Source organism: Streptomyces sp. SID12488 (assembly GCF_010548275.1).
In the GTDB taxonomy this organism is placed as follows: domain Bacteria; phylum Actinomycetota; class Actinomycetes; order Streptomycetales; family Streptomycetaceae; genus Streptomyces.
The window spans coordinates 390,361-407,143 of sequence record NZ_JAAGLT010000001.1; the positions used below are offsets into that span (position 1 = coordinate 390,361).

The 16,783-nt window shown below is 69.5% G+C and carries 29 protein-coding genes; 26 read left to right on the forward strand and 3 right to left on the reverse strand.

Going from position 1 to position 16,783, the window contains the following annotated elements; all coding sequences use genetic code 11:
* Positions 1-152 precede the first annotated feature (152 nt).
* Positions 153-1,124 (forward strand): tyrosine-type recombinase/integrase, encoded by a 972-nt coding sequence (locus tag G3I56_RS01690; protein WP_343239834.1) that lies wholly within the window; start codon positions 153-155, stop codon positions 1,122-1,124.
* Positions 1,125-1,140: 16 nt separating this feature from the next.
* Here the strand turns inward: G3I56_RS01690 and G3I56_RS01695 are convergent, their stop codons facing one another.
* A complete protein-coding gene (locus G3I56_RS01695; protein WP_164406708.1) occupies positions 1,141-1,329 on the reverse strand; it encodes a hypothetical protein in 189 nt (62 codons plus the stop codon).
* 217 nt (positions 1,330-1,546) lie between these two features.
* Entirely contained in the window at positions 1,547-1,954 is a 408-nt protein-coding gene (locus G3I56_RS01700) for a hypothetical protein (RefSeq protein WP_164406709.1), read from the reverse strand.
* 548 nt (positions 1,955-2,502) lie between these two features.
* Between G3I56_RS01700 and G3I56_RS01705 the strand changes: the two genes are divergently transcribed.
* The 19 genes from G3I56_RS01705 (at position 2,503) to G3I56_RS01790 (ending at position 13,038) form a co-directional block, all read left to right on the forward strand.
* Entirely contained in the window at positions 2,503-2,796 is a 294-nt protein-coding gene (locus G3I56_RS01705) for a hypothetical protein (protein WP_164406710.1), read from the forward strand.
* Positions 2,797-2,889: 93 nt separating this feature from the next.
* A complete protein-coding gene (locus G3I56_RS01710) occupies positions 2,890-3,264 on the forward strand; it encodes a hypothetical protein (RefSeq protein ID WP_164406711.1) in 375 nt (124 codons plus the stop codon).
* Positions 3,261-3,704: a hypothetical protein gene (locus G3I56_RS01715; RefSeq protein WP_164406712.1), complete on the forward strand. Its 444-nt coding sequence runs from the start codon at positions 3,261-3,263 to the stop codon at positions 3,702-3,704. Before G3I56_RS01710 ends, G3I56_RS01715 begins: the two co-directional genes overlap by 4 nt.
* Positions 3,705-3,765: 61 nt before the next feature.
* A complete protein-coding gene (locus tag G3I56_RS01720) occupies positions 3,766-4,038 on the forward strand; it encodes a hypothetical protein (protein WP_164406713.1) in 273 nt (90 codons plus the stop codon).
* 21 nt (positions 4,039-4,059) lie between these two features.
* The gene (locus G3I56_RS01725) at positions 4,060-4,434 is read left to right on the forward strand and encodes a VVA0879 family protein (RefSeq protein ID WP_164406714.1); all 375 of its coding nucleotides are present in this window, start codon (positions 4,060-4,062) and stop codon (positions 4,432-4,434) included.
* Positions 4,435-4,569: 135 nt separating this feature from the next.
* Positions 4,570-5,463, forward strand: coding sequence for a helix-turn-helix domain-containing protein (locus tag G3I56_RS01730; protein WP_164406715.1), 894 nt, complete (start codon positions 4,570-4,572; stop codon positions 5,461-5,463).
* Positions 5,460-5,963 carry a hypothetical protein gene (locus G3I56_RS43515; RefSeq protein ID WP_239134632.1) on the forward strand — a complete coding sequence of 168 codons (504 nt, stop codon included), beginning with the start codon at positions 5,460-5,462 and terminating at the stop codon, positions 5,961-5,963. The genes G3I56_RS01730 and G3I56_RS43515 overlap by 4 nt, the downstream gene beginning before the upstream one ends.
* Before the next feature lie 48 nt (positions 5,964-6,011).
* A complete protein-coding gene (locus G3I56_RS01740) occupies positions 6,012-6,569 on the forward strand; it encodes a WhiB family transcriptional regulator (RefSeq protein ID WP_164406716.1) in 558 nt (185 codons plus the stop codon).
* Positions 6,570-6,592: 23 nt separating this feature from the next.
* The gene (locus G3I56_RS01745) at positions 6,593-6,952 is read left to right on the forward strand and encodes a hypothetical protein (protein ID WP_164406717.1); all 360 of its coding nucleotides are present in this window, start codon (positions 6,593-6,595) and stop codon (positions 6,950-6,952) included.
* A complete protein-coding gene (locus tag G3I56_RS01750; protein ID WP_164406718.1) occupies positions 6,949-7,617 on the forward strand; it encodes a hypothetical protein in 669 nt (222 codons plus the stop codon). The genes G3I56_RS01745 and G3I56_RS01750 overlap by 4 nt, the downstream gene beginning before the upstream one ends.
* Before the next feature lie 286 nt (positions 7,618-7,903).
* Entirely contained in the window at positions 7,904-8,176 is a 273-nt protein-coding gene (locus G3I56_RS01755) for a hypothetical protein (RefSeq protein WP_164406268.1), read from the forward strand.
* The gene (locus G3I56_RS01760; RefSeq protein WP_164406719.1) at positions 8,173-8,391 is read left to right on the forward strand and encodes a hypothetical protein; all 219 of its coding nucleotides are present in this window, start codon (positions 8,173-8,175) and stop codon (positions 8,389-8,391) included. The genes G3I56_RS01755 and G3I56_RS01760 overlap by 4 nt, the downstream gene beginning before the upstream one ends.
* A complete protein-coding gene (locus G3I56_RS01765; RefSeq protein WP_164406721.1) occupies positions 8,388-9,503 on the forward strand; it encodes a hypothetical protein in 1,116 nt (371 codons plus the stop codon). The genes G3I56_RS01760 and G3I56_RS01765 overlap by 4 nt, the downstream gene beginning before the upstream one ends.
* Positions 9,500-9,676: a hypothetical protein gene (locus G3I56_RS43110; protein ID WP_203688931.1), complete on the forward strand. Its 177-nt coding sequence runs from the start codon at positions 9,500-9,502 to the stop codon at positions 9,674-9,676. Before G3I56_RS01765 ends, G3I56_RS43110 begins: the two co-directional genes overlap by 4 nt.
* Positions 9,673-9,993: a hypothetical protein gene (locus G3I56_RS01770; protein WP_164406722.1), complete on the forward strand. Its 321-nt coding sequence runs from the start codon at positions 9,673-9,675 to the stop codon at positions 9,991-9,993. The genes G3I56_RS43110 and G3I56_RS01770 overlap by 4 nt, the downstream gene beginning before the upstream one ends.
* 96 nt (positions 9,994-10,089) lie before the next feature.
* Positions 10,090-10,296: a hypothetical protein gene (locus G3I56_RS01775; RefSeq protein WP_164406723.1), complete on the forward strand. Its 207-nt coding sequence runs from the start codon at positions 10,090-10,092 to the stop codon at positions 10,294-10,296.
* On the forward strand, positions 10,289-10,462 hold the full coding sequence (locus G3I56_RS01780) for a DUF6257 family protein (RefSeq protein ID WP_164406724.1): 174 nt from the start codon (positions 10,289-10,291) through the stop codon (positions 10,460-10,462). Before G3I56_RS01775 ends, G3I56_RS01780 begins: the two co-directional genes overlap by 8 nt.
* Positions 10,463-10,547: 85 nt before the next feature.
* Positions 10,548-12,668 (forward strand): FtsK/SpoIIIE domain-containing protein, encoded by a 2,121-nt coding sequence (locus G3I56_RS01785; RefSeq protein ID WP_164406725.1) that lies wholly within the window; start codon positions 10,548-10,550, stop codon positions 12,666-12,668.
* Positions 12,669-12,837: 169 nt separating this feature from the next.
* Entirely contained in the window at positions 12,838-13,038 is a 201-nt protein-coding gene (locus tag G3I56_RS01790; protein WP_164406726.1) for a hypothetical protein, read from the forward strand.
* A 122-nt stretch (positions 13,039-13,160) separates the two neighbouring features.
* On the opposite strand, the gene G3I56_RS01795 is transcribed toward G3I56_RS01790, so the two are convergent.
* Complete coding sequence (locus tag G3I56_RS01795; RefSeq protein ID WP_164406727.1) at positions 13,161-13,709, reverse strand: PH domain-containing protein; 549 nt, start codon at positions 13,707-13,709, stop codon at positions 13,161-13,163.
* A 64-nt stretch (positions 13,710-13,773) separates the two neighbouring features.
* Here G3I56_RS01795 and G3I56_RS01800 point away from each other — a divergent pair, with 64 nt between their 5' ends.
* From G3I56_RS01800 to G3I56_RS01825, 6 genes are all read left to right on the forward strand, one after another.
* Positions 13,774-14,067 (forward strand): HNH endonuclease signature motif containing protein, encoded by a 294-nt coding sequence (locus G3I56_RS01800; RefSeq protein ID WP_164406728.1) that lies wholly within the window; start codon positions 13,774-13,776, stop codon positions 14,065-14,067.
* A 10-nt stretch (positions 14,068-14,077) separates the two neighbouring features.
* Positions 14,078-14,308, forward strand: a complete 231-nt coding sequence (locus G3I56_RS01805) for a hypothetical protein (protein WP_164406729.1) — start codon at positions 14,078-14,080, stop codon at positions 14,306-14,308.
* Positions 14,309-14,310: 2 nt separating this feature from the next.
* Positions 14,311-14,562 carry a hypothetical protein gene (locus G3I56_RS01810; protein ID WP_164406730.1) on the forward strand — a complete coding sequence of 84 codons (252 nt, stop codon included), beginning with the start codon at positions 14,311-14,313 and terminating at the stop codon, positions 14,560-14,562.
* A 1-nt stretch (position 14,563) separates the two neighbouring features.
* Positions 14,564-14,845: a hypothetical protein gene (locus G3I56_RS01815; RefSeq protein WP_164406731.1), complete on the forward strand. Its 282-nt coding sequence runs from the start codon at positions 14,564-14,566 to the stop codon at positions 14,843-14,845.
* Between the two features lie 123 nt (positions 14,846-14,968).
* Positions 14,969-15,244: a hypothetical protein gene (locus tag G3I56_RS01820; protein WP_164406732.1), complete on the forward strand. Its 276-nt coding sequence runs from the start codon at positions 14,969-14,971 to the stop codon at positions 15,242-15,244.
* Positions 15,207-16,769, forward strand: a complete 1,563-nt coding sequence (locus G3I56_RS01825; protein ID WP_164406734.1) for a terminase — start codon at positions 15,207-15,209, stop codon at positions 16,767-16,769. Before G3I56_RS01820 ends, G3I56_RS01825 begins: the two co-directional genes overlap by 38 nt.
* Positions 16,770-16,783: the final 14 nt, after the last annotated feature.

Sequence of the window (16,783 nt, forward strand, 5' to 3'; positions counted from 1 at the left end):
GAGGCCTTTTCATGTCGGGCCAGCACAGCGGTATTTGGCCAAGCGCCTTGAGGATTCCCGAGATCGGCGTAGCGTCGTACTCATCCCCCGGATACCACCACCACACCCCGGGGGCGAACAGCATTCGCGTACTCGAATGAGGACGGTGAGGCGTGACCGCCACCAAAACCGCCGACGACCCCAAGCCGTACGACATCGGCCCCCTGACCTCGTCATGGATCCGCTCCCTGCGCGCGCGCAACCTCAGCCCGAACACTCAGCGGATCTACAGCCGAGCCGCCGAGCAGTTCCGCGCCTACCTCCTCGGCTACGAGCCGAACGAGCCGGAGGACCGCCCCGCCCCGACTGCGCTGGAAGGGGAAGGCGGCATCCACCGTGAGCACATCGAGGCGTACATCGGGGACCTGATCGAGGAGAGCAGCCCCGGCAACGCGCACCAGCACTTCCGCTCGCTGAAGACGTTCTTCAACTGGGCAGTCGAGGAGGAGGAGATGGACCGCTCCCCCATGCGGACGATGAAGGCGCCCACCGTGCCGGAGGTGGAGGTGCCCGTCATCCCGGACGACGCGCTGAAGAAGCTGCTCAGCGTGTGCAAGGGGAAGGACTTCAAGGACCGCCGGGACACGGCGATCATCATGATGTTCCTCGACACCGGGGCCCGGCTGAGCGAGCTGACCGTGCGCACACAGGAGAAGCTCGACCTAGACCTGATGGTGCTACACGTCCTCGGAAAGGGCGGCCGGGAGCGGCCGGCACCATTCGGCCGGGCTACGTCGGTGGCGATGGACCGCTACCTGCGGGCGGCCGGGAAGTACTTGGGGAGGGCGCTGGAGCCGGGCGATCCACTGTGGGTGAGCTTCAAGCGGCGCGAGGCCATGACGATCTGGGGCGTCGGGACGATGATCGAGAACCGCTGCAAGGAGGCGAGCATCCCGCACATTCACCCGCACCAGTTCCGGCACACGTTCGCGCACCTGTGGCAAGCGAACGGTGGTGGGGACGATGCACTCATGAGGATCATGGGGTGGCGGTCGCGACAGATGCTGTCACGGTATGGAGCTTCGGCCGGCACCGAGCGCGCGCTGAAGATCCATAGGGAGCTGAGCCCCGGCGACCGGTTGTAGCCGCCGGGTCCGCTGCTCAGTCGAGGTCGTTCCCCGGATGGGGAGCGGCCTCGTTCGTTTCGATGGGAGCCTCGCTGTGGTCGGCGCGGGACCACCGCCCACTGTCCACGCCATCCTGGAAGAGCTGTTGGAGTCCAGCCACGATGTCTTCTGCCGGCCACGAGAAGTCGATGGCCAGGTCGTAGTGCTGGGTACTGTCGCGCACGGCGACAGGGGTTTCCCCTTTCAGGTCTTTTGCGTGGACGTGCACTCTCGGCTCTGCCACTCGTCCCCCTTTCCGCGTGTGCGCGCAGGACAGCATGGAATCGCACACGCGTACGAATCGCGCGAGGTTCGATCACTCTACGCCGAGTGGCCTTAAATAGCTGTTCACCCAATGAGGTGAACGTGAAACGTTCCGTGAGTAGAGGAACGATGTTCGACTACTTCCCTTCGCCGCGCAATGCCGCGTAGAAGGCCTTCACCGCAGGCATCTCCTCGGCGGTCACGCCCGCTTTGGCGGCGACCCTGTAGACCACGTCCTCATCCTCTTCCGCACCCGTGACCTGGGCTGAAGGCTCACTGCTGTACCAGCCGAGGAACTGCCGGTGCGCTGCATCCGCCACCCGTTCGGGAGTGAGTCCGAGACCAGCAGCCAGCGCCTTGACCAACTTCGGGTTCATCTTGACGCTCTTGCCGCTCGCGATTGTCCAGACGAGATTGGCGCTCGGTGAGTAGTGGCTCTCCGGGTCGACTGACCGGTTTGCGAGCTGTTCGAAGGTGTACCGCTTCCCCTTACCCGCCTGCTCGCTGACGAGCTGTGCGAGCGTCTCGGCGTCCCGAGTCGTCATGTAGAGGTCTCCAGGTCTTCGGCGGGGGCCGGATGCGTCGGCTCATCCGGCGGGGGTTACCCGCACGTACAAGGGACATTGTCCACAACCCCATACGCAAATGGGTAGCTGGCCTGCTCAAAGAGGCGCAAAGTCGCCCCGCGTGTGTACGCACAAGGGGCGCAAGGGACAGAGCAGATCTGGCGCAGCACTGTGCTAGACATCCCCCAAGCGCTGTGCTTAGCTACAGCCATCCCCATTCGAGGATGGGGATGGCAACACCGGAGGTTCCGTGTCGGCAGACAGATACCGCGTGCACGACGGCACGCTGCTCCAGCGCTTGATGAAGCAGCCGCTACCCGGGGGCGTGGTCCACTCGGTCAGGTCTCTGGCCAGCGCAACCGGCGTCTCGTACAGCAAGATTCAGAAACTGGTGAAGGAAGAGCGCCCCACCGTTTCGGAGCCGGAAGCCGACGCAATCGCGGCGGCAGTCCAGTCCCGACGTCGGGCTCTTTTTTCGCCCACTCCATCCCCATTCGAGTATGGAGATGGAAGAGAGAGGGAGGGACATGGATCCGCAGGACCGATCGCTTCGGGCCAGGCTCGCCGCCCACACCAGTTGGGCGAACACGCTCGATCCCGCGTCGCGGACGGCGAAAGCCAGAGCCGCGGCGAACGGCCGCTTTGAGAAGCAGGCGCGGGAGAAGCACCCGAACGCGACGGACGAGCAGATCGCCCGCGTGGCCGAGCACCTGAAGTCGGCTCACTTCTCGCGCATCGCGCTCCAGGCTGCGGCTGCTCGCCGTGCAAAGGCTGCGGCGAAGAGCCGGATGAAGGACGCCGGCAAGACGGCCGTCGCCTGACTTTCCCCTGAACGCGCCGAAGGGCCGCTCCGACTTTCCCGGCCCGAGCAGCCCCCGACCGGCGCCCCTACCGCACAGAAGGCAGAGGTCACCGTGACCACTGAGACTACCCACCACACCGATCATGCGTCCCCGGTCAGCGTGCAGCGCTCCGCTGTCCAGGTGCTCGCTGACCTGATCGACCAGCACCCCGAGCTTCCCGCCGCGCACGTCACGATCTACAAGCCCTTCGGCGGCAAGGCCGCCGATCTGCACCTCTCGGTGGACACGCCTCACCGATTCGAGCTGTGGCGTACGGCCCTGGGCATCGCACCCAGCGATGTGGCCCTGTACGTCTACGCCGGAGACTCGTGGCTTGCGGCGCAGGCGATCCGTGCAGGCATCGACATCAAGATCGCCACACACGGCATCGCGATGACCGACGAGCAGGTCAACGCCCCCCGCGATGCCCAGGGCGTGACCGCATGAACTCCCCGACGACGCTGCGCACCTTCGACGGTGCTGAGTGGGAGCTGCGCGCCACCACCCAGACCGGTACCCCTCTGTACGCGGTGAAGGGCGCCCCGACGTGCTGCCCGCCTTCCCTCATGGCCACCCTCACCGAACTCGCCGAGCACGGCATCCAGAGCACCGAACTGGCGGCGGCCGTCGCCGAGTCGGGCGCCCTGCCCGTACCCGTCGGCGGCCAGGACCCCCAGAAGCGGGCGAGGTTGACTCTCCCGCAGCGCGACGCCGAACTGTCCTGTCTGCGCACCTTCGCTGCCGCCACAGAGTCCCGCCACAGCGCGATCCTGGCTCGGATCGCCGACGTGCAGCTCGGCCGCGACAGCGAAGAGCTGTGCGCGCTGGCGCTCGACGTACTCGCCATCGTCGACGGCCCGGTGGCGAGCACGAGGCGCCAGCGGTGAGTGCCGGCCGTCGCCTCGTCCTCGGCGAGCAGGCCGCGCAACAGCTCGTGGGACTCCCGGCATGAACGGGATCGGGCCGACGATCGGCAACCCGCGCCCCGGCTACGGCCTGCGCGTCCGCCTCGACACCGCGAAGGCCAAGTCCCTCGGCGCCGCGGACTTCACCTGCCCGTGCGGGCAGGCCGAAGACGCCGTGGGCTACGCGGCGACAGAGCAGCTCGTCATCCGCGCCCAACGGCACCGCCGAGACGACTGCCCGATCCCTGAGGTCCGCGAGCAGGCGGCGCGTCAGTACGCCGCTCTCCAGCACTCGCTCAGCAGTCGGCGCAAGTAACTACCACCAGAACGGACAGCCATGACCACCACGACCGATTCCCGCAAGCTCACCCAGGCCGAACTGGTCGCCGAGGCAACCCAGCGCTTCGGCGGCGACCCGATCAAGTGGGCGTTCGTCTGCCCGTCCTGCGGCGACGTCGCGAACGGCGAGGACTTCCGCGAGGCTCTCGCCGCCAACCCGCGCAAGCACCGCACCGGCGATGACGTCGTCGCCTCCGACGTCGTCGGACAGGAATGCATCGGCCGCACCCTCGGCGCCCTCGTGAAGGGCCAGGGCAAGTACACCGGGCGCGGCTGCGACTGGGTCGCGTACGGCCTCTTCGGCGGCCCCTGGACCATCGCCCTCCCCGACGGCCGCAGCATGCACGCCTTCCCCCTCGCGCAGGCCAACTGACCACTCTCCCGACGGCCGTTCCCCCGGGCGTCCCCCACGCCCGCGGCCGTCACCCGGGCCCGCCGTCCCCCACGGCGGGCCCGGCCCCCGATCTTGCAGCAACGGTTCCGCAACATCACCGAGAGAAGACCCGAGTTGAGCACTGACGACCGCGTGCAGAGCGTCCGCAACGCCTGGACCAACGCCCTCCGGGCCGAGGTACTGCGCGTCGGACGGACCATCCCCGAGGTGGCGCGCGTCGTGACCGTGGGCATGTGGATCTCCACGTACGCGGACGCCGACGGCTCCAACGCGTTCCCCGGCCGCGAGACCCTCGCCACCCTGTCCGGCTGCTCACAGGAGACCGTCACCCGCGCCGTAAAGGTCCTCATGGGCGTGGGGGTTCTCGCCCGCAAGCGCCGGCCGAACGCATCCAGCGTCTACCTGCTGCTGATGCCGCTTGGCGGGAGGCTGGACTGGCAGGCGCACATGCATCACATGACGGACACCCGGCAGCGGAAGGCGTACGCGAAGAAGAAAGCTGCGGAGATCGCCGAGGCGACCCGGACCGCGTCCACTGACGCTGTCCGGATGGCGTCCATGGACGCGGTCCGGACAGCGTCAACGGCTGGTGTTCCGGACAGCGTCCGTAGCGGGGGTTCCGAGCCCCCCGCAGAGAACCCGGACCGCGTCCATGGACGCCCCCGGATGGCGTCAGTGGACGCGGTCCGGACAGCGTCCGTAGCGGGGGTCTACCAGTACCTCCCTACCTACGGTAGGGACCCACTCCCCGACCACAACATGGCTGGCATTTCACCTCAGCCACAGCAGCGCGCGGGCGAGGCCGTCCAAGACGAGTCATCGAGTGGTGAAGGCCCGGCCGCCACCGCGCCGCCCGAAACGCCGCCCGCGCCGCAGCCGTCCGACGAGCCGCCCGCCGTCACCCGCTGCCAAGGACCCGACTGCGGCTTGCCCCTCATCCGCCCTGGGCGTCTCTACTGCCACGGCTGCGAGACCTACCTCGCCAACGACGAAAGGCACAGCGCATGACCGAGCACCGCGCCAACCCCAGCGCCACCACCGACCGCGTCCTGTCCGAGGTCCTCGCCGAACGCATCCGGCAGGACGCCAAGTGGGGCGAGCAGAACCACCCCGACGGCACCGGGCTGCCGGTCTACCGCCACGCCGCACGTCGGTACCGGGATGCGGCCGACAGGAACGCAGCGGCAGGCGTGCTCACCTGGCGGGACGTCAGCAACGAAGAGCACTTTGAGGCGCTCGCGGAGTCCGACCCGGTGAAGCTGCGCGCGGAACTGGTCCAGAGCGCGGCGGTGAAGGTCGCGTGGATCGAAGCCATCGACCGCCGCACTAAGACCACCGAGCAGCAGCCCACCACCGAGGCCTGCGCCAGGTGCGAGAAGCCCTTCGACCCCACCGACACCCGCTTCGACGGCCGCGCCCAGCACAAGCTCACGCCGTACTGCCGCTGGTGCGTCGACCTGTGCCAGGACAACGAGAGCGCCGACCACCGCTGCGTCATCTGCGCCTGACCTGCGCCGCCACCAACAGCCCGATCACCAACCCCCAGGGGAGCGCCCATGACCAGCCTCGCCGCCCTCACCGCCACCACCCCGAACCTCCCCTGCCGCACCGACCCCACCGCGTTCTTCAGCCCCGACCCGACCGAACGCCAGCACGCCGCCCGCCAGTGCCACCGCTGCCCCCTGCTGCTGGCCTGCATGCAGTACGCCCTCGCCAACCAGGAGCGGTTCGGCGTGTGGGCCGGCGTCGACTTCGCGGCCCGAGCGATCGGCTGCGGGACCGAGCGGGCCTACCAGATCCACAAGCGCCGCAAGGAGCAGGTGTGCCCGCAGTGCCAGGCCGCACACGACGAGGCCATCGACGACAACCGGCGTCGACTCCTCGCTGAGGCGCACGCAGCTGGCGGGACGGCGCGCGGGCATCGGATGCATCGCCGGTTGGGTGAGGCGTCGTGTGTGCCGTGCAAGGCGGCGCAGGCGCGTCAGTCGAAGGCGCGGCGAGAGATGGAGCGTGCGGCCGGTGACAGGGCGCGTGCCGAGTGGGACGCCCGGAAGGCCGCCGGGGTCGTGCCCGGCGCCCAGGCGGGCGCGCAGAGCCTCGCCATCGCCAGCTGACCCACCACCGAACGGAGCAGCTCATGACCCACGCAGACCGCGCTCCCAGCCCGCGCGCCGCTCACGGTTCCCTCACCGTCACCATCCTCATCACCGCCGGGGCCTGCTACGGCATGACCATCAACGGCTGGATCGGCGCCTTCGGCTTCTACACAGCCGCGGTGCTCACCTGGTGCACCGTCCGCCTCTACGCCGACCACCACCGCACCGTCGCCGAACACGACTGGGCCCGACGGCACGCGCTCGGCGAGTGCCCGCCGCCCCTGGACCCCTGCTGCCGCCTCGTCGACGCCTCCGACGGAGCCGTGCACAGCATCCGGTGCACCGACCTGTTCCACCGCATCGTCACGCCGCTCACCACAGACGGGCACCCGACCACATGAACCTCTGCGGACTGTGCGAGCGGGACACGGGCCCGGCGTACCTGTGCGAGCGCGACACACTCCTGCTCGCCCAGCGCCTCGACCGACTGCCCGACCTCGCCGGTGAACTGGTCGACTTCCTGGTGCCGCGCCGCTCAGGGTTCGGCGAGCTGGTCACGGTGCGCACGGCCGGCCCGCGCTCGCCGATCAACGAGGACGTCCTCGACCTGATGCAGAGCAACCACGTCGGCGAGGTTGTGCACTCGTGGCGCGTCGACGTGCAGCGCGAGCGCTGGCCGCACCACAGCGCGCCGCCGCCGGACGGGCTGGCAACGGACTGCCGGTGGCTCGGGATGGAGCTGGAGTGGATCGCCGCCGAGTACCCAGCCGCCGGGGACTTGGCGCGAGAGGTGCGCTCCCTCGAGGGACAGGTCCGGACCATCGTCGGAGACCCGGTACCCCGTCGGCAACGGCTCGGTCTGTGCGTCGCGGTGACGGACGACGCGGGCACGGTGTGCGGTGCGGTCCTGTCGCGGCTCCCGGGCGGCCCGGTGCGCTGCCGGTCGTGCGGCTGCGCGTACAAGGGCGAGACGGACCTGCTGCTGCTCCTGCACTACCAGCCGCAGGCGTCACCCCCTACTCCGGACGAGGCGGGCGCGCTGGAAGTTCGTCCGTCTCGTGTGTGAGCCAGCGGAGGAACGAGACCAGGTGTCCGTTCATGTCCGACCCGACCTCGGCGACGGCGCCCTTGGCCCGCTCGTACAGGTCGGGATCGGGTCGGAATGTCTTCGCAGGGTTCTTGTGAACGGAGGGCATGCCTGAATCCTCGCATGGTGTATTGCCACCCGTCCACGGGTGTGCATAGAGTGGTGGCTAGCCACCCTGGCCATTACAAACTAAGCGGCCCTACCGAGGTGTGTCACCACCAAGGCAGGGCCTGACCGACCTACCTGCAGACACAGGAGAACGGCTGTGCAAGATCTTCCCGCGCGCCCCGTCGCGCCCGCAAGTTCCCCCACCCGCCGCCTCGTCGCGGCCGGCTTCGTCCGCCGCATCGCCGGACGCACCATCAGCGTCCGCGCCACCGAGGCCGGCGTCACCGGCACCATCACGACCGCCCGCGTCGCCGAGCTCCACCGCCTGTGCCGCGAGGACTACACCAGCAGCGCCGACCGCCGCACCCAGGACCACCGCGACGATGCCTTCCTCCTCGCCCGCGCCTCCGAGGCGGTGGCCGCACGATGAGCACCCCCTACGACCCGCTGCGCGAGCCCGGCTACACCACCACGGGCTTCGAGTCCCTTGAGGCCGAGATCGCCGTCACCCGGCGAATCCTGGACGAGACGGCGCCCCTGAACATCCACAGCAGCGAAGACATGCTGAAAGCCGCTGTCGCCCTCGACTGCCGAGTCCGTGGACTCCTCGCCGCCCTCGACGCCGAGCGCGGTGAGGGCCGATGACCACCCGCCGCCTCACCAACGGTCAGCGTTTCGTGCTCGGCGCCGCCGCGATCGTCATGGTCGCGGTCGGCGCGGCCGGCGCCGTCGGCACCTTCTCCAACGTGCTCGCCGTCTTCCACCGCGAGGCGACCGCCATCGGTGTCGTCGCCGCTGGCGAAGGCCTCACCCTCATCTTCGCCCTCACCATGCTCGGGCTGACCATGCTGGGCCAGCCCTCCCCGGCCTGGGTGCGCGGAGGGCTGTGGGGCGCCCCGCTCGCCGCCTGCCTCACCGGTCTCTCCCTCGCCTCCACCCTGGCCGAGGCCGCCGTGTACGGGATCACGCCGCTCGGCATGTCCGGCGCCGCCGAAGGCCTCGGCCTGATCGCCCGCCGCATCGTCACCTACACCACCGGTGTCGACGCCGACGAGCAGCGTCGCCAGGCCGACGACGTACAGCAGCTCGCCTACCACCAGGCCGCCGCCGAACGACACCCCGACGTAAAGGTGCGCGAGGCCGCGCAGCGGACAGCGTGGGATCTCGCCAAGCGCGTCGGCCGCGGCGACCAGGTCCTCGGCGCCTCCCTGGTCGGTGTGCAGCGCGAGCGCATCACCGGCGGCGCCGATACCGCCCTCGGCGCCATGTACGGCGCCGCCGCCCGGGCAGCCGTCCAGCCTCCCGCTCGTCCTCGGCCGGCATCCGCCACCGAGGTACTGCGCAAGCGGTTCGCCACCATGGACCCGGCGGACGCGATCCTTCTCGCCGCTGATGCGCGGCCTGATGCGCCCCCCGCCGAACTGGCGCATCTCCTCGGCACCTACGGCGTGCCCGTCGACCCGGTCGCGGTCGCCCTCGTGCTCGGCACCCGGCCCCCGGAGTACCAGGTGCATCGACCTGATGCGGCTGATGCGCCCCAGGTCAAAGCCCTGCCGCCCGTGAATCTTCAGGGCGCAGTCGAGGAGGCCGCATCCATCCTCGGACCGGATGCCAAGGCCAAGCAGATCGCCGAACACCTGGCGCGCAACCGACGCCTCCTGGTCGACGAGCCGTACATCCGAGCAGCCCTCTCCCGAGCCGCGAAGAAGCCGCAGGGCCAGTCCGAGGCCGATGAGATGCAGGGTGGATACGCATGATGCGCGTCCTGTTCGGAGCCGTCCTCGGCCTGCTCGTCGCCTACCCGGCGCTGCTCGCCCTCGTCCTCACTGCGGTCGCCGCCATCGTCGCTCAGCCCGCCGTCCTCGCGTTCGCCGCCGGCGTCCTGCTCTGGCCCCGCATCACCCGCCGCATCCGGGGGTGGACCGCGTGAGCGACGCCCTCGACAAGGCTGAGCAGGCGGTACGCGCCGCCGAGACCGACACGGCCGCCGTGCAACTGGCGTTCGCCGCGATGGAACTCGCCAAGCTCGCCACCATCCAGCAGGCGCAGCCTCAGCAGCAGTGCCAGCACGACCACAAGCGCGACGGACGCAGCGCGAGCGAGTGGCTGGCGATCGGCGGCGCCGTCTGCGTCGCCTCCATCGGCCTCGCGTTCGCGTCCATCGCACTCGCCCTCGGCGGCCTGTCCATCGCGATCGTCGCCCTCGTCCTGCGCTCGATGTGGCGCGACTTCAACAAGGGCCGCTGACCTGCCCTTCCGTCCTCCGCCAACCTCGGTCGTCACGGCCGCGGTTGCGGGGGCGCGGTGGGGCCGGACAGCCCGGCCTGTCCCGAGGAGGACCTGATGGACCGCACCAAGCACATTGCACTGGCGGACGACGCGCTAACCCGCGCCGAACGGCTGGCGGGGGACGCCGAGCGGTACGCCCAGGGCACCGAGAGGGAGAAGGCCATCCCGCTCGCTGCGGCTGGCGCCCTGTGGGCCGACATCGCCCGTACCCACGCCGCCATCGCCGCCGCCATGGCCACCACGGAGGCCACGCATGTCTGAGCCGAAGCTCACCTTCGCCGACAAGCTCGGCATCGCCCGCCTCGAACTCCGGGGCGCCCGCCGCGCCATCGCCAACATCCAGGACCAGCCCGACATCGACCGCGGTATCGAGCGGATCAAGGAGCGCGCCCGCCGGCGCGAGGAACGCGCCAACCGCAACAAGTAGCTGCACCCCGGGGACGGCGTCCTACCGCCAAGCAGCCGCCGTCCCCGGGCCTCCGTACCCCAGCAAGAGGCAGGAAGCCCCCAGCATGACAGTCGACCTCATCAAGGCGCCCTCGTCCGCCGCCGAGGACGGCCAGGACGCCCCAGCCCCCGAGCCGTCCTCCAACCGTCCCGCCGCGTCCCGGCCGTCCCGCCGCGTCCGTATCGAGAGCCTGCGCCGCGTCGTCGTCGAGGCCCGCGAGCATGACACCTACCGGATCCTCGTCCGCCATAGCGCGTACATCAGCGGAGGTACCCGCGTCCTCACCCGGCGCGCGTGGGAGGCCCGCACGACCGCCATGCACGCACGCATGATGCGCCAGGCCGAGGCCGCCGGGAACGAGGAACTCATCCGGCAGTGGGAACAGCGCGCCTACGCCTACCGGTTCGCCCGCCACAAGCGGCGCATGGACCTCTTGCAGATGATCCTCAACGCCCCCAAGGCCATCGCCTCCGCAGTCCTCAGCACCGGCAGCGTGCTGCTCATGCTCGGCCTCATGCTGGCCTGGTACAACCACGACGTCCACGACGTCCTCACCCCCCTGAACACGGTCATCGAACTGGTCGGATGGGTCGCGTTCATCGCGGGCGTCCTGTGGGAACCGCTGCTGTACTCCCTGCCCTGGCTCGCCCTCATGGGCGTGTGGGCCGTCGGCCGGCACCGGCAGACGGCACCCTCATGGGCGCTGCCCGTTGGCGGCGACGAACGGGACGTCGTGCCCGACGAGGGCGCCATCCTGCGCGCGCTCGGCGGCCTCGGCATCGCCCCGCTCAACAAGGCCATCAAGGACGGCTGGCAGCCGAGGTGGGAGCAGCCCACCACCCGCTCCGGGAACGGCTGGCACACACAGCTGCAGCTCCCCATCGGCGTCACCGTCGAGATGGTCAACGCGAAGAAGAACGTCCTCGCCCACAACCTGCTCCGCAAGCCCGTCGAAGTGTGGCCCACCGAGCCCCCGAAGCAGCCCGGCACCCTCGACCTGTGGGTAGCCGACCAGGGCTCACTGTCCGGGCCGGTCCCGCCATGGCCGCTGCTCACCGAGGGCACCACCGACTACTTCAAGGGCGTACCGGTCGCCGTCTCCCAGCGCGGCGACGCCATCATCGGCAAGCTCATGGCCGCGAACTACATGGTCGGCGGCATCATGGGCTCGGGTAAGTCGTCGCTGGTCATCGCCCTGCTGCTCGGCGCGATCCTCGACCCGATCGTCATCGTCGAGGCGTACGTCATGGCGTACAACACGGACTACGACCCGCTCAAGCCCCGGCTCCAGACGCTGGTCAAGGGCGACGACGACGAGGACGTCTACGCCGCGCTCAAGGCCCTGCGCAGCCTGCGCGACGAGGTGACCACCCGCGGCAAGCTGCTGGAGGAACTCGGCGAGGGCGCCACGAAGGTGACGCGCGAGCTGGCGCTGAAGGACCCCCGGATGCGGCCCAAAGTCGTCGTGTTCGACGAGTGCCACGAACTCTTCATGCACAAGGAGTACGGCAAAGAGGCCGCTGAGCTGGCCATCAAGGTGATGAAGAAGGCCCGCAAGACAGCCATCACCCTTATCTGGGTCACGGTCTCCCCGACCGCCGACAGTCTGCCGCGTGACGTCACCCGCAACACCTCGCACCGGGTCGCGTTCGCGGTCGGCGACCACGTGGCAAACGACGGCCTGCTCGGCTCCGGCCGCCACAAGGCCGGCGTCACCGCGACCACCCTCATTCCCGGCGAGGACGTCGGCACCGCCGTGACCGTGGGGTTCAGCAACAAGCCGTTCGAGGTGGTGCGCGCCCACTACGTGGCCCGGGACCCCGACAAGGGTGTCGACGAGGTGACGCCCGTGGTCGAGAGGGCGATGGGCCTGTACGAGGGCGGCCCGGCCGCCGACGAGCCGACATTCGAGCCGCCCGACCCGCTCGCCGACGTCGCCGCGATCCTCGCCGACGACGCCCGCGTCCTCGCGCAGGAGGTGCTGCACCGCCTCGCCGCCCGCAACCCGGAGGCGTACGGCAGCTGGGGACCCACCGACCTGAAGCGGGCCCTGGAGCCGTACGGGGCCGAGCAGTACAAGTCCAACGGCGTGATGGTCGTCGCCCGCGAGCGGGTCCAGGACGCCCTCTTGGAGCGGTTTGCCGAGGACGTCGACGACTTCGACGACGAGGAGGGACCCGCCTAGATCTCAGGGAGTTCTCCCCGGAGCCTCCCTGCCGCGCCTCCCTGTACATGACCTGCGTAAATGGCCAGTCAGGGAGGCCAGGGAGGCACCACCCGGGACACGCGGGAAACGGGAAACAGGCACCTTCAGCTCCCCCTCGCCGCCTCCCTCCCTGCCGCATCATGGGGGCATGGAGTCGCAGAACATCCGGCCCGGCCACCTCACCGCACACCAGACCGCCCGCGTCCTCGGCATCACCCTTGGAGGCGTCCGCCTACTCGTCCACCGAGGCCAACTCGCCCGTGCCGGCGGCACTGCACGGCAGCCCTGGTACGCGGCCGAAGCCGTCGCCGCACTCGCCGCCAACCGTGCGGCCCGCAAGGCTGCTTGACCGCAGGTCAGAAAGCGTGTAACGATCTCCGGGAACCCGTGTGTCCGCAGACGGGCACCCCACAGACGCATGACGAAGCCCCTCGGCGACCTGACCCGAGGGGCTTCGTCATGCCAGCACACCTACAGGCTGTCCAGGATCTTCGCCCGCCGCTCCGCGTACTCCTGCTCAGTCACCAAGCCCTGCGCCCGCAGCCCGTCCAACGTCGCCAGACGACTCGCGACGTCCTGCCCGCCCGCCGGCGCAGCAACGCCAGCCGGACCAGCCGGAGGCGTACCAGGGACAACGCCAGCGAGCCGCGCACGCAACGCGTCCGCCAGATCCTTCCCCACGTCCTTGGGCATCTGCTTGATCTCGGCCTTGTTGCCCGACGCGAACACCTGCAGCGTCCCCATGAGCATCCCGCCCGACCACTGCACCGAGCTGATCCGCGCGTACGGGAAGTCCTCCACCTGCTGCGACAGAATCCCGTGCTTCAGGAAGATCAGCCGCTTGTCGGTCATCGCCACCAGACCGTTGCCCTTGCCGTACACCCCAGTGGCAAGCATCTCGACCGTCTCGCCTTCCCACAGCACCTCGGGCAGACGCTCGATCTCCCGCTTCGACCCGAACGTGTTCTTCAGCTTCGCGGCTGCCGCGTCAATGTCCGGCCGCACGTTGAACTCCACCATGGCGTTCCCCCTCCTGATAGGTGGACGGATCGTACCGAGAGACCTGAACGGCAGAGGGGTCGCTGTGGCCACCGATTCCGCCGAACTCACCTCCTACGAGTACCGACAGGTACGCGCCCGCATCCTCGCCGCCTTCGACGTCTGCATCGTCTGCGGCCACGGAGCATCCAACGCCGTCGACCACATCCACCCCCGCAGCAAGGGCGGCGCCAAGCTCGACCCCGACAACCTCGCCCCCATCCACGGCGTCACCGGCTGCCCCACCTGCCTCCGCAAGTGCAACAGCGAGAAGAGCGACCGGCCCCTCGCCGACGTCGTCCAGCTGCACACCTCCGTCGACTGGTTCGCCGGACCGTAGAGAGGACACCATGCCGGAGCTCACCACCGCGCAGATCACCACCCACACCATCTCGCTCACCGAGGCCGAGCTGGACGAGTGGCGCGAGGCGGCACGGTGCGCGCTCGACCTCGGCGGCGACAAGGACGAGCACACCGCCATCTGGCGCACCATCTCTCGGCTCGGCCTGTCACCGACGCGCGGCAGCCTCGTCGAGGAGTACGCCGACTCGGGGATCATCGGCAACACAAGGGGAGGCTGACCATGGGACTGATCCCCGGACCGATCACGTACATAGAGATTGACGGGCACGACATCACGGACCACGTCACCAGCGTCACCTTCACTGGCGTCGAGGCAGCCGCCACCCCGACGCCGACGCCGGACTGGGAGACCTTCTGCGACGCGTTCCATTGCGTCGCTGGGGAGCAGCACCCGCAGCTGCGCGTCATCGACCAGGACGGCAACCCCGTCCGCCCGCTGCTGGGCTGGCTACACAACTTCGGGAGCAGCTGACGTGGCCAGGCCGATCGCAACACCCTTCGGCCCGATGGACGCCGTGGCCGACTGGCTGCGAGCCAACGACATCGACGTAACCGTCGTGCCGATCGACGGGCCCATCGCCATCGAGCCGGACACCGACGGCTGCGGCCGACGCATCAGGTACGCCGCTCACCTGCGTAACGAGCAGGGCCGCAAGTACGTCGACGAGACCACCGGCGACGTGGCACAGGAGGAGCGCACCACGCCGCTCAAGATAGATCCTCCTGCAAACGTGCAGGTCACAGCTTCGAGTTGATCTGATCCGGCTGGAGATCTCCCTGGGATTTTTAGAAATCGGACATATCGCAACCCCGCGCCCAGCTTTTATTTTTCTCCCCCCGAGCCGATGAGCCAGGGATGATCTTGGAAGGGGGGCGTCATGGGGCCCGTCGAGCAGGCCGTCCGGTCCGACGTCGAGCAGCTCGGCGACCTGGTCGGTGTCGAGCCGTCGCTGTCGGAGATGGCGTACCGGCTGGCCCGTGAGATCGACGGGACCGCCGAGTGCGAGACGTGCGGCGAGCAGGTGCCGGCGCAGGACGACGTGCGGACGCTGCCCCAGTTGAACCGCGAGTTGCGGCAGACGCTCGCCCAGCTGCTGGAGGGGCGGGCCACGGACGATGACGACGACCTCGGAGACCTGGCAAGCCCCGACTGAGTTCGCCGAGGACCTGTACGACCGGTACGGCCTGACGTGTCCGCCGCGCTGGGGCACGCCCCGCAACCCGGAGCGCAAGTCGCTGGGGCCGAAGCTGTGGAAGGTCATGGCCAAGCTCGGCGCCCCGCCGATGCCGTGGCAGAAGTACGTGTCCGACGTCGCCCTGGAGATCGACCCCGAGACCGGACTGTTCGCGCACCGCGAGGTCGGCATCAGTGTGTCGAGGCAGCAGGGCAAGACGGAGCTGTGCCTGGGCGCGCAGGTGCACCGGGCGATGGCGTGGCAGCGGCAGAACATCGTGTACGCGGCGCAGACCCGGGGCATGGCCCGGCAGCGCTGGGAGGACGAGTTTTGGGAGAAGATCTCCGGCTCGGATCTCCGCAAGCGGGCGCGCATCCGGAAGAGCAACGGGAACGAGGCGATCCTGTGGCCCGCGACGCGCTCGAAGATGGGCATCACCGCGAACACGGAGAAGGCCGGCCATGGTCCGCCGCTGGACATGGGGTTCATCGACGAGTCCTTCGCCCACGAGGACGACCGCCTGGAACAGGCGTTCAGCCCCGCCATGCTGACCCGGAAGATGGCGCAACTGTGGTGGGCGTCCGCCGGCGGGACGACCAAGTCGGTGTGGCTGAACAAGAAGCGCAAGGTGGGGCGCGAGCTGATCGAGGCACTGTTCAAGGCGCTCGCCGAGGACGCCGCCGCGGTCGGCCCGAGGGTGGCGTACTTCGAGTGGTTCGCCCCGGAGGACATGCCGCGCGACGACCCGGCGACCTGGTACGCAACGCTGCCCGCGCTCGGCTTCACGGTCACCGAGGACGTGATCCGTGCCGAGCTGGAGAAGATGGATCCGGCCGAGTTCGACCGGGCGTACCTGAACCGGACGAGGAAGCCGACGCCGCCCGTCGACCCGAACGTCCCCAAGGGCAAGTGGCCGGGCCTGGTCGACGCGGCGAGCAAGCCGGTGGCGTCCAGTGTCGCTCTCGCGATCGACGTGTCGCAGGACCGCAAGCGTGCGGCGATCAGCGCGGCTTCGCTGCGCCCGGACGGCAAGGTGCACCTGGAGGTGGTGGCGTATCGGCCCGGTACGGACTGGGTGGTGCCCGCCATGGTGAAGCTGCACCGCCTGTGGAAGCCGGTGGCTGTAGCGGTCGCCGCGTCCGGGGCGCCGGCCAGTTCCCTCATCGACGACCTGGTGGCCGCGGGCATCGACGTGCCCAAGGACAAGGAGCATCCGCAGCGCGGCGAGCTGGCCGTGATGCGGAGCGGCGACGTCATCGAGGCGTGCGGGCAGATCGCCGACGCGATGAACCAGGGCACTGTGCGCCACCTCGACCAGGTGCCGTTCACGGCCGCCGTCAACGGGGCCAGGACACGCCGCAACGGCGACGCCTGGACGCTGGACCGCACCAGTTCCCTGACCGAGATCAGCCCGTTCTGTGCGGCGACGTTCGCCCGGTGGGCGCTGTTGATCCGGGGCCCGCACGTGATCGAGGACTACGACATCGCGGACTCGTTCGCGTGAGGGGAGGTAGGGGC

Bases quoted from the DNA above. Each gene is read 5' to 3' on its own strand.
- G3I56_RS01700 (WP_164406709.1), bottom strand. From the start codon at position 1,954: ATGACGACTCGGGACGCCGAGACGCTCGCACAGCTCGTCAGCGAGCAG.
- G3I56_RS01705 (WP_164406710.1), top strand. From the start codon at position 2,503: ATGGATCCGCAGGACCGATCGCTTCGGGCCAGGCTCGCCGCCCACACC.
- G3I56_RS01715 (WP_164406712.1), top strand. From the start codon at position 3,261: ATGAACTCCCCGACGACGCTGCGCACCTTCGACGGTGCTGAGTGGGAG.
- G3I56_RS01720 (WP_164406713.1), top strand. From the start codon at position 3,766: ATGAACGGGATCGGGCCGACGATCGGCAACCCGCGCCCCGGCTACGGC.
- G3I56_RS01725 (WP_164406714.1), top strand. From the start codon at position 4,060: ATGACCACCACGACCGATTCCCGCAAGCTCACCCAGGCCGAACTGGTC.
- G3I56_RS43515 (WP_239134632.1), top strand. From the start codon at position 5,460: ATGACCGAGCACCGCGCCAACCCCAGCGCCACCACCGACCGCGTCCTG.
- G3I56_RS01740 (WP_164406716.1), top strand. From the start codon at position 6,012: ATGACCAGCCTCGCCGCCCTCACCGCCACCACCCCGAACCTCCCCTGC.
- G3I56_RS01745 (WP_164406717.1), top strand. From the start codon at position 6,593: ATGACCCACGCAGACCGCGCTCCCAGCCCGCGCGCCGCTCACGGTTCC.
- G3I56_RS01750 (WP_164406718.1), top strand. From the start codon at position 6,949: ATGAACCTCTGCGGACTGTGCGAGCGGGACACGGGCCCGGCGTACCTG.
- G3I56_RS01760 (WP_164406719.1), top strand. From the start codon at position 8,173: ATGAGCACCCCCTACGACCCGCTGCGCGAGCCCGGCTACACCACCACG.
- G3I56_RS01765 (WP_164406721.1), top strand. From the start codon at position 8,388: ATGACCACCCGCCGCCTCACCAACGGTCAGCGTTTCGTGCTCGGCGCC.
- G3I56_RS43110 (WP_203688931.1), top strand. From the start codon at position 9,500: ATGATGCGCGTCCTGTTCGGAGCCGTCCTCGGCCTGCTCGTCGCCTAC.
- G3I56_RS01775 (WP_164406723.1), top strand. From the start codon at position 10,090: ATGGACCGCACCAAGCACATTGCACTGGCGGACGACGCGCTAACCCGC.
- G3I56_RS01780 (WP_164406724.1), top strand. From the start codon at position 10,289: ATGTCTGAGCCGAAGCTCACCTTCGCCGACAAGCTCGGCATCGCCCGC.
- G3I56_RS01785 (WP_164406725.1), top strand. From the start codon at position 10,548: ATGACAGTCGACCTCATCAAGGCGCCCTCGTCCGCCGCCGAGGACGGC.
- G3I56_RS01790 (WP_164406726.1), top strand. From the start codon at position 12,838: ATGGAGTCGCAGAACATCCGGCCCGGCCACCTCACCGCACACCAGACC.
- G3I56_RS01795 (WP_164406727.1), bottom strand. From the start codon at position 13,709: ATGGTGGAGTTCAACGTGCGGCCGGACATTGACGCGGCAGCCGCGAAG.
- G3I56_RS01805 (WP_164406729.1), top strand. From the start codon at position 14,078: ATGCCGGAGCTCACCACCGCGCAGATCACCACCCACACCATCTCGCTC.
- G3I56_RS01810 (WP_164406730.1), top strand. From the start codon at position 14,311: ATGGGACTGATCCCCGGACCGATCACGTACATAGAGATTGACGGGCAC.
- G3I56_RS01820 (WP_164406732.1), top strand. From the start codon at position 14,969: ATGGGGCCCGTCGAGCAGGCCGTCCGGTCCGACGTCGAGCAGCTCGGC.
- G3I56_RS01825 (WP_164406734.1), top strand. From the start codon at position 15,207: ATGACGACGACCTCGGAGACCTGGCAAGCCCCGACTGAGTTCGCCGAG.